Consider the following 14733-nt stretch of genomic DNA (forward strand, 5'->3'; position numbering starts at 1 on the left):
TGTAACTCCACCATCTAGACAAGGGATTGCTCATGGGGACGACCTCTGTCCGGCAGCTGTTACAGGCCGGTGCGATCACCGTGTGTGCCGCCGCGCTCGCGGCGTGCGGGACCTCCTCGCGCTCCTACAACGTGTCGGCGGCGCCCGGTGGCGACAGCGCCGGCTGCTCCGGTCTGGTGAGCAGCGCGCCGCAGAAACTGGGCGCCCACAAGCGCAACGACTCCGACCAGAAGGGAACGGCCGTCTGGGGCGACGGTGATGTGATCCTCCGCTGCGGGAACATCTCGGACGTCCCGGAGTCCGCCGCGTGCACATCGGTCAAGGGCGTCGACTGGGTCGTGAACGCGAAGAAGACCCACGACGGGACGAAGACCGTTCTGTCGTACGGGCGCAGCCCCGCGGCCGAGGTCACGATGTCGGAGCGGATCAGGGACAAGGACGCCGTCATCGGTGAGATGTCCGGGATCGTGTCGGGGCTGGCCAAGCAGAAGGCGTGCGCGAAGCGGGGCTGAGGCATGGGCGTGTCCGGGACTCGGCGGGCGTCGCCGTAGGCTCGGAGACATGAGTCTGCGCCTGAGTACCGTGATCCTTCCGCACCGCCGCTGGCACGAGGGAGGCCGTGCCGCATGGCGGCGCGTGGAGGAACTCGGGTTCCACACTGCGTACACCTACGACCACCTGTCCTGGCGTACGTTCCGGGACGGCCCGTGGTTCGGCGCGATCCCGACGCTGACGGCGGCGGCTGGCGTCACGGAGCGGATGCGTCTGGGCACCCTCGTCACGTCGCCCAATTTCCGGCATCCCGTGACGCTGGCCAAGGATCTGATCTCGCTCGACGACGTCTCCGGAGGCCGGATCACTCTCGGTATCGGTGCGGGCGGCACCGGCTTCGACGCCACCGCGCTCGGACAGGATCCGTGGACCCCGCGGGAGCGTGCCGACCGGTTCGGGGAGTTCGTGCCGTTGCTGGACCGGCTGCTCACCGAGGACTCGGTGTCGTACGAGGGCGACTTCTACTCGGCGCACGAGGCCCGGAACATTCCGGGGTGTGTGCAGCGGCCCCGGCTGCCGTTCGCGGTGGCCGCCACCGGGCCGCGTGGCCTGAAGCTCACCGCCCGGTACGGACAGGCGTGGGTGACGACCGGAGATCCGAAGCTGTTCGAGAGCGGCACCCCCGAGCAGTCGGTTCGCGCCCTTCACGGGCAGGTCGAGAAGCTGGCCGACGCCTGCGCGGCGGTCGGCCGGGACGCGGCGGGGCTCGACAAGATCCTGCTCACCGGTTTCACCCCGGACCGTGGACGTCCGCTGGAGTCCCTCGGCGCCTTCGTCGACTTCGCTGGCCGGCACCAGGAGCTGGGCTTCACCGACATCGTGATCCACTGGCCCATCTCCGACTCGGACTTCGCCGCGGACGAGAAGGTCTTCGAGCAGATCGCCATGGAAGCGGCGGCCCAGCTGACGTGACGACGGTGCCCACCGCAACCGCTCGTCGATGTTTCACGTGAAACCGTCCCCTCATGCCCGCCGGGGCGGGCCGTACCCGGCGGCACATCCCGGGCCGCGCGGGATCAGTGGGACTCGGGGAACCGCAGGTAGCGCGTGGGTACCGCCTCGGTGAGCCACACGCCGTTCTCGCTGACCCGGAACACATGGCCGTCGCCGTGCATCGCGCCCGCGTCGACGGAGAGCACGACAGGCCGGCCGCGACGGGCGCCGACACGGGTCGCGGTCTCCCGATCGGCGGAGAGGTGCACGGCGTGGCGGTTCATGGGCCGGAGCCCTTCGGCCCGGATCGCGTCCAGGTTGCGCGCCACCGTGCCGTGGAAGAGGTACGACGGCGGGGTGGCCGGGGGCAGTCCGAGGTCGACCTCGATGCTGTGGCCCTGGCTGGCGCGGATCCGCGTGCCCTCGATCGCGAAGCGTTGCTTGTCGTTCGTGGCCACCACGTGGTCGAGTTCCTGACGGCTGAAGCGGAACCCGTGCGCTGCACAGGCGGCGATCAGCGTGTCGATCTCGACCCAGCCGGCCTCGTCGAGGGTGAGCCCGATCCGCTCGGGCTGGTGTCGCAGGTGTTTCGAGAGGTACTTCGACACCTTCACGGTGCGTCTTTCATCCATCCGCTCAGCATGACGGGAGAGACGCGGATCACGCATTTTCTTTTGGAGCCGATGTTTGGTCCACAACCAACTGTAGTTATCCACAGGGGGACTTGGCGTTTCTGTGGACAACTCCCTGTCATGTCAGCCCTGTTCGTCAAGATCGGCTGGGGGACGCCCACTTGGCATGAGCGCATCCAACGCCCTTGCCCGCAGCTCCCGTTCAGCCGCGAGCGCCACGAACTCCGCCGCCCTCGCCGTCCCAACCAGCCCCTCCACGGCCCGCATCGTCTCCTCGGGGACAGCCACGGAACGTGACGAGAACGCCGGTGCCGAGGGCTCGACCGCCCCCAGGTGCCGCCGCAGCGAACGGTTGGCGAACAGCCGCATAGCGCGGGCGAGTTCCGCGTCCACCGTCTGCTGCGCGAGCGGGCGCAGCCGTCGTACGAGCGAGGCCGCCTCGGCCGCGTCCGCGTCGGTCGGACGGTGCGGTCCTTCGAGGTAGCGGGCGAAGACGTGCTCGGTGGTGAACTCCAGGAAACGGGAGGCGATGTGCTCGACCTGGACCCTCAACTCCCGCAGATGGGACGAGATCGCGGACAGCGGGACCCCGGAGGCGTGCAACTCGACGGCCACCGCCAGTTCTTGGGGGCTCGGCACGAGGAAGGAGTCGGTGTCCCCGGGGACCGGTTCCAGTACGCCGAGTTCCACGGCCTCGGCGACGGCCGATTCGTCGGGGTCGCCGCCGAAACGCCGCTCCAGTTCGGCGCGCGAGATCCGGCCCGCCTCCTCGTCGGTCCACGGCCCGTCCACCTCGGCGACCAGTCCGAGCACCCCGCCCAGGCCCCGGCCCGCGTCCCAGGCCGCCAGCAGCTCCTTGATGGAGGCCAGGGTGTAGCCGCGGTCGAGGAGGTCCGCGATCTGGCGGAGCCGGGCGAGATGGACGTCGGCGTACACATTGGCCCGCCCGCGTCGCTCGGGGCGGGGGAGCAGACCGCGGTCCTGATAGGCGCGGATCGTCCGGACGGTGGTCCCGCTGAGCCGCGCGAGATCCTCGATCCGGTAGGCGACCCCACCGGAGCGGGCACTCACGCGGCCCCCGCCCGCGCCGCAGGTGACCGTCTCAGGTACTCCACCGCCCGGTTCAGCGATCCCTCCCGCGACGGATGGTAGGAGCGCCGCAGATAGCGGGGGACGGCCGCGCCGAGCGACCGCCAGGTGGGCAACAGGCCTTTCCGCACGGCCCTGTTGTGCTCGGCGAGCGAGTAGCGGACGCGCCCGGCGAGTCGCGGGTCGTGGCGGATCAGGTAGGCCGTGCCCCAGGCCCACAGGTAGAGCATCACGGGCGCGGTGACCGTCATGCCGGCGATACGGCGGGCGTAGCGGGGGAGACCGCGGCCCCCGCAGTGCTGGAACATGTCGAAGGCCACCGCGCGGTGTTCGACCTCCTCCGCGCCGTGCCAGCGCAGCAGGTCGAGCATGATCTCGTCGGCGCCCGCCCGGTCGAGGTCCTCCGCGGCCAGGATCCAGTCGCCCAGCACCGCCGTGAACTGCTCGATCGCCGCGACGACCGCGAGCCGGAAGCGCAGCCACTCGCGCTCCGGCAACGGTGCGCCGAGCGGCGGGCGTTCGCCCAGCAGCCGTTCGAAGAGGAAGTCGACGTGCTTGGTGAAGTCGGCGGTGTCGAGCCGCTGGGCCGCGAGATGGTCCAGCACGTGCGCGTGCTGGACGCTGTGTGTGGCCTCCTGGCCCATGAACCCCTTGACGTCCGCGCGGAGTTGGGGGTCCCTGACCAGCGGCAGGCCCTCCTTGAGGACCTTCACGAACCACCGCTCCCCCGCCGGGAGCAGCAGATGCAGCACGTTGATGACATGGGTGGCGGTCGGCTCGTCCGGGATCCAGTGCAGGGGCGTGCGCGACCAGTCGAAGGAGACCCGGCGGGGCGCGATCGCGTGGTGTTCATCGGCTGAGGTCACAGCGGCGGCTCCAGCCGGGCCACCGCCCGCAGCGCGCGCGGGGCGAACCGGGACAGCAGATGGGCACCGCGTGCCTCCGGGGTGACCGGTACGACGGCCTGGTCGCGGACGACCGCCCGCAGGATCGCGTCGGCGACCTTCTCCGGCGGGTAGTTCCGCAGCCCGTACAGGCGTGCCGAGCGCTTCTGGCGCCGTTTCTCCTCGGCGGCGCCCACGCCGGCGAAGTGGGCGGTCGAGGTGATGTTGGTGTTGACGAGGCCCGGGCATATCGCCGAGACACCGATCCCCTGCCCGGACAGCTCCGCGCGCAGGCACTCGCTGAGCATCAGGACGGCCGCCTTGGAGGTGCTGTAGGCGGGGAGTGCCTTGGAGGGCTGGAATGCCGCCGCCGACGCGGTGTTGACGATGTGCCCGCCCTGGCCGCGCTCGGCCATCTGCTTCCCGAAGAGGCGGCAGCCGTGGATGACGCCCCACAGGTTGACGTCGAGGACCTTCTTCCAGTCCTCCGGGGTGGTGTCGAAGAAGGAACCGGAGAGTCCGATTCCGGCGTTGTTCACGAGGACGTCCACCACGCCGTACTCACCGGCGACCTTCGCGGCGAGTTTCTCCATGGCCTGCCCGTCGGAGACGTCGACCGTCTCCGCCCAGGCCTCGGGGGCGCCGATCAGCCGCGCCAACTCCGCGGTGCGGACGGCACTTTCCGCGTCCCGGTCGACGGCCACCACGCGCGCGCCCGCCTCGGCGAACGCGAAGGCCGTGGCCCGCCCGATCCCGCTGCCCGCCCCCGTGACCAGCACGAGCTGCCCGCCGAACCGCTGGGCGTACTTGCCTGTCCCCGCTCCGGTGGACGTCACCGCACCCCCTTCGTTGGCCGTCACGAACTCCGTGATCCAGGCAGCCAGTTGATCGGGGCGTGTGCGCGGGATCCAGTGCTTGGCCGGCAACGTCCGCCGCGCCAGCTCCGGCGCCCACTCCTCCAGCCCGTCGTAGAGCCGCTCGGACAGAAACGCGTCCCCCAGCGGCGTGACGAGCTGCACGGGCGCGTGCGCGTACGCGTCGGGGCGTGGCCTGCGCAGCCGCGCCCGGACGTTGTCGCGGTACAGCCAGGCGCCGTGGGCCGCGTCCTGAGGCAGCGACGAGGTCGGGTAGTCGCCGCGCGGGACCTTCTCGACGCGCTCCAGGATCTTCGGCCAGCGCTTGCCGAGCGGGCCGCGCCAGGCGAGTTCGGGCAGCACGGGCGTGTGCAGCAGGTACACGTACCAGGACTTGGCGCCCTGGCCCAGGAGCTGGCCGACGCGGCGCGGAGTGGGCCGGGTCAGGCGCTTGTTGATCCAGTGCCCGAAGTGGTCGAGGGACGGTCCGGACATCGACGTGAAGGAGGCGATACGGCCCTTGGTGCGCGCGACGGTGACGAACTCCCAGGCCTGCACCGAGCCCCAGTCGTGCCCCACCAGGTGCACCGGCCGGTCCGGGCTGACCGCGTCCGCGACCGCCAGGAAGTCGTCCGTCAGCTTCTCCAGGGTGAACCCGCCCCGCAGCGGCTGCGGGGCCGACGACCGGCCGTGCCCCCGGACGTCGTAGAGCACCACATGGAAGCGGTCGGCGAGGCGGCCGGCCACCTCGGACCAGACCTCCTTGCTGTCGGGATAGCCGTGCACCAGGACCACCGTGGGGTTCGACGCGTCCCCCAACTCGGCCACGCACAGCTCGACTCCGCCGGTCCGCACCCAGCGCTCGCGCGCACCCTCAAGCGTCACTTGTCCTCCGCCCAGCGCCGCACGTGCGGCAGATCGTCGTCCAGCCAGAAGGCGCTCTGCTCGGGGTCCCCGGAGTCGGTGACGACGAGGATCTCCTCGAACTTGGCGCCCGTGCCCCGGAATCCGAGATGCGGTTCGACCGCCCACAGGCCGGGGTGCGGGGGGTGGTCGGAGAAGCGGTACGGCGACCAGAGCGGGGACCAGCCGTCGCGGTGGCCGTGCAGCGCGTCGCTCGCGAGGCCCTTCAGGGCCTGGGTGCCGAACCCGAACAGCCGCGGGGACCAAGGGCGTTCGGCGACCCGGTCGACCTTGTGCGCGATCACGCCGAAGGGGTACGCGCGGTGCCGGTTGGCGTAGCCCTGGCGGACCATGAGGCGGTCCACGTCCTCGTAGATCTCGCGCAGCGGGCGCCGCTCGCGCACCTCGCGCAGCAGCAGCTCGCGGTGTGCCTCCAGGTCGGCCATCAGCCGGTCCTGTACCGGGTTCGCCCCGAGGGAGCCCGAATATCCGATGTCGGCCGTGAAACCTTTGTACACGGGGGCCATGTCCAGGATGAACGGCATCCCGGGCTCCAGCCGGCGGTTCGTGGGGAAGAACTGCAGCGGCACCCGGAAGTTCGTGAACGCCGTGCGGTCGCCGAACCAGGCGAAGGGCAGATGGAACCAGTCGCTCACACCCTTCGCGCGCAGCCAGGACCGCTGCATGCGCGCCGCGTCGCGCTCGGTCACCCCGGGCTCCAGCCGGGCCGCGACGGCCTCGGCGCACTCGTACGCCAGCCGCTGGACCTCCCTGAACCCCCGCAGTTCCGCGGAGAGTTCGCGTGTCACCGCCGTAGTCATGCCACCGCCCCACCTGTCCACACCGACTGCGGTACGTGCTCGTAACTTGACACTGGTGAATGTGACAGTTGTTAGAGGCTGCGTCAATAGGGTTGATCTCTACCTGTGGACAAGTGCGCGAGGCCGGTCGCGTAGCTCTCAAGTAGGGGCATCCCCTACGGACCCGTACGTCTCGAGTCTGACGTGAGGACAGCTCTGCGGGGTGACGACCGGAGTGGTCCGCGTCACTACCTTCGTAGTCGTGACTGTGATCGCGACCGAAAGCCTGAGCAAGCGGTTCCCCCGGGTGACCGCGCTTGACCGGCTCTCCGTGGACGTCGGCCCCGGTGTGACGGGGCTCGTCGGTGCCAACGGAGCCGGCAAGTCGACCTTGATCAAGATCCTGCTGGGTCTGTCCCCCGCCTCCGAGGGCCGAGCCGAAGTGCTCGGCCTCGATGTCGCCACCAAGGGTGCCGACATCCGCGAGCGCGTCGGGTACATGCCGGAGCACGACTGTCTGCCGCCCGACGTCTCGGCCACCGAGTTCGTCGTCCACATGGCGCGCATGTCCGGACTGCCGCCCACCGCGGCGCGCGAGCGCACCGCGGACACGCTGCGCCATGTCGGCCTGTACGAGGAGCGCTACCGCCCCATCGGCGGCTACTCGACGGGCATGAAGCAGCGCGTCAAGCTGGCGCAGGCCCTCGTCCACGACCCGCAGCTGGTCTTCCTGGACGAGCCGACCAACGGCCTGGACCCGGTCGGCCGTGACGAGATGCTCGGCCTCATCCGCCGCATCTACACGGACTTCGGGATCTCGGTCCTGGTGACCTCGCACCTGCTGGGCGAGCTGGAGCGCACCTGCGACCACGTGATCGTGGTCGACGGCGGCAAGCTCCTGCGCTCCAGCTCCACCACGGACTTCACCCAGACCACGACCACCCTGGCCATCGAGGTCACCGACACCGACGAGCACCCGGACGGCACCCGCGCGGTGCGCGAGGCGCTCCACGCGCGCGGGGTGGACACCCACGACGGCAGCGGCCTGCCGGGCGCGGGCCACGTCCTGCTCCTGACGGCCTCGGGCGAGGAGACGTACGACGTGGTCAGGGACGTGATCGCGGACCTCGGCCTCGGCCTGGTGCGCATGGAGCAGCGCCGCCACCACATCTCCGAGGTCTTCACCGACACCGACGCAGAGCGGAAGGAGGCCGTAGGCCATGGCAATTGACCAGCCCCTGGTCCCCCAGCCGGGCGACCAGACCCGTATCCACAACATCGGCTACCGCAACTACGACGGCCCCCGTCTGGGCCGCGCCTACGCCCGGCGCTCCCTCTACTCGCAGTCCCTGCGCGGCGCCTACGGCCTCGGCCGCTCGGTGAAGTCCAAGGTGCTGCCCATGCTGCTGTTCGTGGTCATGTGCGTGCCCGCGGCCATCATGGTGGCCGTCGCGGTCGCCACGAAGGCCAAGGACCTGCCCGTCGACTACACCCGCTACGCGATCATCATGCAGGCCGTCATCAGCCTCTACGTCGCCTCCCAGGCACCCCAGTCCGTCTCGCGCGACCTGCGCTTCAAGACCGTCCCGCTGTACTTCTCGCGGCCGATCGAGACCGCCGACTACGTGCGGGCCAAGTTCGCGGCCCTGGCCTCGGCGATGTTCATCCTCACCGCGGCTCCCCTGATCGTGCTCTACGTAGGAGCGTTGCTCGCGAAGCTCGACTTCGCCGACCAGACCAAGGGCTTCGCCCAGGGACTCGTCTCCGTGACCCTCCTCTCCCTGCTCTTCGCCGGCATCGGCCTGGTCATCGCGGCGATCACCCCGCGCCGCGGCTTCGGCATCGCGGCCGTCATCGCCGTACTGACCATCTCCTACGGCGCCGTCTCCACCCTCCAGGCGATCGCCGACGCGCAGAACGCCACGAGCGCCATCCCGTGGATCGGCCTCTTCTCGCCCGTCACCCTCATCGACGGCCTCCAGTCGGCCTTCCTGGGCGCGAGTTCGGCGTTCCCCGGAGGCGTCGGCCCCACCCACGGACAGGGCGTCGTCTACGTCCTCGCCGTTCTGGGCCTCATCGCCGCGACCTACGGCCTCCTGATCCGCCGCTACCGGAAGGTGGGCCTGTGACCACGCTCTCCATCGACCATGTCTCCCGCTGGTTCGGCAACGTGGTCGCCGTCAACGACATCACCATGAACGTCGGCCCCGGAGTCACCGGACTCCTCGGCCCCAACGGCGCCGGAAAGTCCACCCTCATCAACATGATGGGCGGCTTCCTCGCTCCCTCCACCGGCACCGTCACCCTCGACGGCCAGCAGGTGTGGCGCAACGAACAGATCTACAAGCACATCGGGATCGTCCCCGAGCGCGAGGCGATGTACGACTTCCTCACGGGACGCGAATTCGTCGTCGCCAACGCGGAGTTGCACGGCCTCGGCGCCAAGGCCGCCCAGAAGGCGCTGGCCACGGTCGAGATGGAGTACGCGCAGGACCGCAAGATCTCGACGTACTCCAAGGGCATGCGCCAGCGCGTGAAGATGGCCTCCGCCCTGGTCCACGACCCCTCGCTGCTCCTGCTCGACGAGCCCTTCAACGGCATGGACCCGCGCCAGCGCATGCAGCTCATGGACCTGCTGCGGCGGATGGGCGACGAGGGCCGCACGGTGCTGTTCTCGTCCCACATCCTCGAAGAGGTCGAACAGCTCGCCTGGCACATCGAGGTCGTCGTCGCCGGACGGCACGCGGCCAGCGGCGACTTCCGCAAGATCCGCCGCCTGATGACCGACCGCCCGCACCGCTACCTGGTCCGCTCCAGCGACGACCGCGCCCTCGCCGCCGCGCTGATCGCGGACCCGTCGACCTCGGGCATCGAGGTCGACCTGGCCGAGGGCGCGCTGCGCATCCAGGCCGTCGACTTCGGCCGGTTCACCGCCCTGCTGCCCCGGGTGGCCAGGGACCACGGCATCCGGCTGCTCACGGTCTCGCCGTCGGACGAGTCGCTCGAATCCGTCTTCTCGTATCTCGTCGCGGCGTAGGAGGCCAAGAGATGTACGACCCCACAGTCGCCCGACTCACCTACCGGGCCCTGCTCGGCCGGCGCCGGGCCCTCATCCTGGGCGCCCTGCCCATGCTGCTGATCGTGATCTCCGTGGTGGTGCGCGCCCTCGCCGGCGCCGACGACCAGACCGCCGTCGACGTCCTGGGCGGCCTCGGCCTCGCCACGATGGTGCCGATCATCGGCGTCATCGCGGGCACGGGCGCGATCGGACCGGAAATCGACGACGGCTCCGTGGTGTATCTGCTGTCCAAGCCGCTGAAGCGGCCCACGATCATCTTCACCAAGCTGATCGTGGCGGTCGGCGTCACCATGGTGTTCTCGGCCGTGCCCATGCTGATCTCCGGGCTCATCCTGAACGGCAACGGCCAGCAGATCGCCGTCGCCTACACGGTGGCCGCCCTGGTCGCCTCCATCGCCTACGCGGCACTCTTCCTGCTGCTCGGCACGGTCTCGCGGCACGCTGTGGTCTTCGGGCTCGTCTACGCCCTCGTCTGGGAGGCCCTGTTCGGCTCCCTGGTCGCCGGCGCCCGCACGCTCAGCGTCCAGCAGTGGGCCCTGGCCGTCGCCCACAAGGTGTCCGGCGGCGAGCTGGTGACCTCCGACGTCGGGCTGACCACGGCGACGATCTTCCTGGTCGCGGTCACCGTGGGAGCGACCTGGTACGCCGGACAGAAGCTGCGCTCGCTGACCCTCGCCGGCGAGGAATGACAGGTCCTGATCTTGACGGGGGCTTCATCTCTGTCCGGGCACACTGGGCAAACGGGGACGCACGGCTAGGAGGAACGGGGATGGCGGGACAGGCACCGTACGGCGGCGGACAGGCCGAATCAGGGGACGGCTGGGACAAGTTGGTCCTGGACGACGACTTCATACGGTCCGCCGAGACGGCCGAGCCGTCCGCGCGCGCCCGGATGCTCGCGGCGCGCTGGCGCAACGAGTCGCCCGAGCCGCAGCCCTGGCGCTCGGACGAGCCGCCCGCGGGCTGGTTCTTCAGCAAGGCGCGTCGGCGCAGGTGGCGCCGGAGCTAGCCGTCACGCGGCTGCCCTTTTATTCGGTGGCGTCCAACTCGGCGTACAGGCACAGTTGTTCTGTCGACGCCGGATCAGCCGGCGCCACCGACCGGGAGAGGAGCTGGACGATGTCGATGCACGACAGGACGTCCAACTCCCTTCAGGGCAGCCCGCGGCGGTCTCCGGAGTAGTTACCCTCCGTCGAGTCGCCCACCACGGGGAGCTGCCCGGGGCGGCCGCTTCGAGCACGCGACTCATTATCGCGTGGGCCGCCCTCCCTTTCGCCCCCATCGCAGGGGGCATGACGAGCTGGGGCGGTTGCCCACACCTACGCGAGCAACCGCTCCAGCACGACCGCGATCCCGTCCTCCTCGTTCGAGGACGTCACCTCGTCCGCCACAGCCTTCAGTTCCTCATGCGCGTTGGCCATCGCCACGCTGTGGGCCGCCCACCCGAACATCGCGATGTCGTTGGGCATGTCGCCGAAGGCGATCGTGTCAGCGGCCTTCAGACCGAGGCGGCGCACCGCGATGGAGAGGCCCGTGGCCTTGGACAGGCCCAGGGGCAGCAGTTCGACGATGCCCTCGCCCGCCATCGCGACCGTGACGAAGCCGCCCGCGGCCTCGCGGGCCGCCTCGGCGAGCTGGTCGTCGGTGAGGGTCGGGTGCTGGATGTAGATCTTGTTCAGTGGAGCGGCCCACAACTCGGACACGTCCGTGAACGGGGTCGCGGGAAGCGCCCCCGTGACCCGGTATCCGGGTCCGACCAGCACCTCGCCGTCCAGGCCGCCCTGGCTCGCCGCCAGGAACAGCGGGCCGACCTCCGCCTCGATCTTGGCGAGCGCCACGGCGGCCAGTTGCCGGTCCAGGGTGACCGCGGTCAGCAGGCGGTGCTCCCCGGCGTCGTAGACCTGGGCACCCTGGGCGCAGACCGCGAGGCCCTCGTAGCCGAGGTCGTCGAGGATGTGCCGGGTCCAGGGGGCCGCGCGGCCGGTCACCACGATGTGCGCGGCACCGGCCTCCGTGGCCGCCGCGAGGGCGGCACGGGTGCGCGGTGAGACCGACTCGTCGGAGCGCAGGAGCGTTCCGTCGAGGTCGGTCGCGATCAGCTTGTACGGGAAGCCGGTGCTCACTTGGCGACCGGCGTCAGGACCTCACGGCCGCCCAGGTACGGGCGCAGCACCTCGGGCACCCGCACCGAACCGTCGGGCAGCTGGTGGTTCTCCAGGATCGCCACGATCGTGCGCGGTACGGCGCACAGCGTGCCGTTGAGCGTGGCCAGCGGCTGCACCTTCTTGCCGTCGCGCAGGCGCACCGACAGTCGGCGGGCCTGGAAGCTGTCGCAGTTGGAGGCCGAGGTCAGCTCGCGGTACTTGCCCTGGGTCGGGATCCACGCCTCGCAGTCGAACTTGCGGGACGCCGACGCGCCGAGGTCGCCGGAGGCCACGTCGATGACCTGGAAGGGCAGTTCGAGGCCGGTCAGCCACTGCTTCTCCCAGTTCAGGAGCCGCTGGTGCTCGTTCTCCGCATCCTCGGGGAGGACGTACGAGAACATCTCGACCTTGTCGAACTGGTGCACGCGGAAGATGCCGCGCGTGTCCTTGCCGTAGGTGCCGGCCTCGCGGCGGAAGCACGGCGAGAAGCCCGCGTAGCGCAGCGGCAGCTTGTCCGCGTCGAGGATCTCGTCCATGTGGTACGCGGCGAGGGGGACCTCGGAGGTGCCGACCAGGTAGTAGTCGTCCTTCTCCAGGTGGTACACGTTCTCCGCGGCCTGGCCGAGGAAGCCGGTGCCCTCCATGGCGCGCGGGCGGACCAGCGCCGGGGTCAGCATCGGAACGAAGCCGGCCTCCGTGGCCTGCGCGATCGCCGCGTTGACGAGCGCCAGCTCCAGGAGGGCGCCGACGCCGGTGAGGTAGTAGAAGCGCGAGCCGGACACCTTGGCGCCGCGCTCGACGTCGATGGCGCCCAGCGCCTCGCCGAGCTCCAGGTGGTCCTTGGGCTCGAAGCCCTCGGCGGCGAAGTCGCGGATCGTGCCGTGCGTCTCCAGGACGACGAAGTCCTCCTCGCCGCCCACGGGCACGTCCGGGTGCACGAGGTTGCCGAGCTGGAGCGCGAGGCGCTTGGTCTCCTCGTCCGCCTCGTGCTGCTCGGCGTCGGCCGCCTTGACGTCGGCGGCGAGCTGGCCCGTCTTCTTGAGCAGCTCGGCCTTCTCGTCGCCGGAGGCCTTGGAGATGAGCTTGCCGATGCTCTTCTGCTCGGAGCGCAGCTCGTCGAAGCGGACGCCGGACGACCTGCGTCGCTCGTCGGCGGACAGGAGAGCGTCGACGAGCGCGACGTCCTCTCCACGGGCGCGCTGGGACGCGCGCACACGGTCGGGGTCCTCACGGAGCAGGCGAAGGTCAATCACGCGGACCAGGCTACCGGTGCGGGGTTCCGGCTCACGACTTGGTATTCCGAACCGCGGCTTACATCCAGTTATGGGGTAATTGCGAAGAGTGTCAATGTCGGTGGATGCGAGTCAATGAAAGAGCGTTCCGCTCCCTGGAACGGGGCAGGCGCGAGGCGGCCTGTTGACTCGAATCCCTTGTGGGAAACGGGACTTGAGGGCGCGGTTGTCCACAGGAATCCACATCCCGGAAGAGTTATCCACAGGCTGTGTGGAAGATCTGTGGATGTCGGAAGTGATCATTCCTAAAGGGGTTCCGGGATCAAGGAATTCCCGACCCAAACGTCCCTCACACCCACTTTCGGGTGGAATTGCGTCGCTCCATAGGATTGCCCGAAGGAAACGGGTGGACGAAGAGTGACTTGCGCGCCGGTGCGCACACCAGGGGCCTGTAGGGCGATTTGTCGACAGAGTGGTGCTCCACTGTCGACTTGTCCCCAGGTCGAGAAGTGGGCCTGTGGATAACTTCTGTGGATAACGAAGATACGCAGGTACTACCGGGCCACTACCGGGCCACCATCGGCGCACTGCCGGTCAGAAACGGCCGTCCTGGCAGTGCGCGACCCAGTCCGCCGCCGACAGGAACTCCTCGTCCGAGGTCCCCGGGAACAGCGGCCGTACGCCGTCGACGCCGACGTCCGCGCGCGGGTACGAACCGAGGAAGCGCACCTGCAGACAGATCCGCTTGAGCCCCATCAGGGCCTCGGCCACCCGGCGGTCGGAGATGTGCCCCTCGGCGTCGACGCAGAAGCAGTAGTTGCCGATACCGGCGCCGGTCGGGCGGGACTGCAGCAGCATGAGGTTGATGCCCCGGGTGGCGAACTCGCCGAGCAGGTCGCGCAGACCGCCGGGGTGGTCGTCGCGCTGCCAGATGACGACGGACGTCTTGTCCGCGCCGGTCGGCGCCGCCGGGCGGGCGGGTTTGCCCACCAGCACGAACCGGGTCTGGGCGTTCTCCGCGTCGTGGATCTCCGTCTCCAGGGCCTCCAGGCCGTACCGGGCGGCGGCGAACTCACCGGCGAAGGCGGCGTCGTAGCGGCCCTCCTGGACCAGCCGGGCGGCGTCCGCGTTCGAGGCGGCCGACTCCCACAGGGCGTCCGGGAGGTTCGCCTTCATCCAGTTGCGGACCTGCGGCTGGGCGGCCGGGTGCGCGGAGACCGTCTTGATGTCGGAGATCTTCGTGCCGGGCCTGACCAGCAGCGCGAAGGTGATCGACAGCAGCACCTCGCGGTAGATCATCAGCGGCGCGCCCGCGACCAGCTCGTCCAAGGTGGTGGTGATACCGCCCTCGACGGAGTTCTCGATCGGCACGAACGCGGCCTCGGCCTCACCGGTGCGCACCGCGTCCAGGGCGGACTGCACCGACACATACGGGATCAGCTCCCGGGTGGCCGCCTCGGGAAGCGTGCGCAGGGCGACTTCGGTGAAGGTGCCCTCAGGGCCGAGATACGCGTAGCTGGCTGGCATGACCTCACCCTAATGGCCCTTGCCAAACCCGGGGCACGCATCCCGGCCCGGCCACTCCATAGGGCGACGGGCTCCGCCGCCCACCACCGCCCTGCCGGGGCGAC

Annotated in this window: 15 protein-coding genes; 7 read left to right on the forward strand and 8 right to left on the reverse strand. The window is 69.9% G+C overall.

What is annotated here, in order from left to right; translation table 11 throughout:
• Window positions 1-32 precede the first annotated feature (32 nt).
• Entirely contained in the window at window positions 33-512 is a 480-nt protein-coding gene (locus ACIBJH_RS36765; RefSeq protein ID WP_399121289.1) for a DUF3515 family protein, read from the forward strand.
• Window positions 513-561: 49 nt separating this feature from the next.
• The gene (locus ACIBJH_RS36770; RefSeq protein WP_399121290.1) at window positions 562-1464 is read left to right on the forward strand and encodes an LLM class flavin-dependent oxidoreductase; all 903 of its coding nucleotides are present in this window, start codon (window positions 562-564) and stop codon (window positions 1462-1464) included.
• Between the two features lie 104 nt (window positions 1465-1568).
• On the opposite strand, the gene ACIBJH_RS36775 is transcribed toward ACIBJH_RS36770, so the two are convergent.
• The 5 genes from ACIBJH_RS36775 to ACIBJH_RS36795 form a co-directional block, all read right to left on the reverse strand.
• Complete coding sequence (locus tag ACIBJH_RS36775) at window positions 1569-2117, reverse strand: RNA 2'-phosphotransferase (RefSeq protein WP_399121291.1); 549 nt, start codon at window positions 2115-2117, stop codon at window positions 1569-1571.
• A gap of 123 nt (window positions 2118-2240) precedes the next feature.
• The gene (locus tag ACIBJH_RS36780; protein ID WP_399121292.1) at window positions 2241-3188 is read right to left on the reverse strand and encodes a MerR family transcriptional regulator; all 948 of its coding nucleotides are present in this window, start codon (window positions 3186-3188) and stop codon (window positions 2241-2243) included.
• A complete protein-coding gene (locus ACIBJH_RS36785; RefSeq protein WP_399121293.1) occupies window positions 3185-4072 on the reverse strand; it encodes a metal-dependent hydrolase in 888 nt (295 codons plus the stop codon). Before ACIBJH_RS36785 ends, ACIBJH_RS36780 begins: the two co-directional genes overlap by 4 nt.
• Window positions 4069-5829, reverse strand: a complete 1761-nt coding sequence (locus ACIBJH_RS36790) for an SDR family oxidoreductase (RefSeq protein WP_399121294.1) — start codon at window positions 5827-5829, stop codon at window positions 4069-4071. Before ACIBJH_RS36790 ends, ACIBJH_RS36785 begins: the two co-directional genes overlap by 4 nt.
• Window positions 5826-6668, reverse strand: coding sequence for a M24 family metallopeptidase (locus ACIBJH_RS36795; protein WP_200709316.1), 843 nt, complete (start codon window positions 6666-6668; stop codon window positions 5826-5828). Before ACIBJH_RS36795 ends, ACIBJH_RS36790 begins: the two co-directional genes overlap by 4 nt.
• A gap of 247 nt (window positions 6669-6915) precedes the next feature.
• On the opposite strand from ACIBJH_RS36795, the gene ACIBJH_RS36800 reads away from it, so the two are divergent.
• The 5 genes from ACIBJH_RS36800 to ACIBJH_RS36820 all read left to right on the forward strand — a co-directional run bounded on the left by ACIBJH_RS36800 (window position 6916) and on the right by ACIBJH_RS36820 (window position 10735).
• Window positions 6916-7878 carry an ABC transporter ATP-binding protein gene (locus ACIBJH_RS36800; protein ID WP_399121414.1) on the forward strand — a complete coding sequence of 321 codons (963 nt, stop codon included), beginning with the start codon at window positions 6916-6918 and terminating at the stop codon, window positions 7876-7878.
• The gene (locus tag ACIBJH_RS36805; RefSeq protein WP_399121295.1) at window positions 7868-8776 is read left to right on the forward strand and encodes an ABC transporter permease subunit; all 909 of its coding nucleotides are present in this window, start codon (window positions 7868-7870) and stop codon (window positions 8774-8776) included. The genes ACIBJH_RS36800 and ACIBJH_RS36805 overlap by 11 nt, the downstream gene beginning before the upstream one ends.
• Entirely contained in the window at window positions 8773-9684 is a 912-nt protein-coding gene (locus ACIBJH_RS36810) for an ABC transporter ATP-binding protein (protein ID WP_019073425.1), read from the forward strand. The genes ACIBJH_RS36805 and ACIBJH_RS36810 overlap by 4 nt, the downstream gene beginning before the upstream one ends.
• 11 nt (window positions 9685-9695) lie before the next feature.
• Window positions 9696-10415, forward strand: coding sequence for an ABC transporter permease (locus ACIBJH_RS36815; RefSeq protein ID WP_399121296.1), 720 nt, complete (start codon window positions 9696-9698; stop codon window positions 10413-10415).
• 80 nt (window positions 10416-10495) lie between these two features.
• Window positions 10496-10735, forward strand: coding sequence for a hypothetical protein (locus ACIBJH_RS36820; protein ID WP_359610812.1), 240 nt, complete (start codon window positions 10496-10498; stop codon window positions 10733-10735).
• A 310-nt stretch (window positions 10736-11045) separates the two neighbouring features.
• On the opposite strand, the gene ACIBJH_RS36825 is transcribed toward ACIBJH_RS36820, so the two are convergent.
• From ACIBJH_RS36825 to pheA, 3 genes are all read right to left on the reverse strand, one after another.
• Window positions 11046-11849 (reverse strand): HAD family hydrolase, encoded by an 804-nt coding sequence (locus ACIBJH_RS36825; protein WP_399121297.1) that lies wholly within the window; start codon window positions 11847-11849, stop codon window positions 11046-11048.
• A complete protein-coding gene (gene serS / locus ACIBJH_RS36830) occupies window positions 11846-13123 on the reverse strand; it encodes a serine--tRNA ligase (RefSeq protein ID WP_399121298.1) in 1278 nt (425 codons plus the stop codon). The genes ACIBJH_RS36825 and serS overlap by 4 nt, the downstream gene beginning before the upstream one ends.
• A 573-nt stretch (window positions 13124-13696) precedes the next feature.
• The gene (gene pheA, locus ACIBJH_RS36835) at window positions 13697-14629 is read right to left on the reverse strand and encodes a prephenate dehydratase (protein WP_399121299.1); all 933 of its coding nucleotides are present in this window, start codon (window positions 14627-14629) and stop codon (window positions 13697-13699) included.
• Between the last annotated feature and the right edge of the window lie 104 nt (window positions 14630-14733).

It is taken from the genome of Streptomyces sp. NPDC050548 (genome assembly GCF_044457385.1).
Classification (GTDB): domain Bacteria; phylum Actinomycetota; class Actinomycetes; order Streptomycetales; family Streptomycetaceae; genus Streptomyces.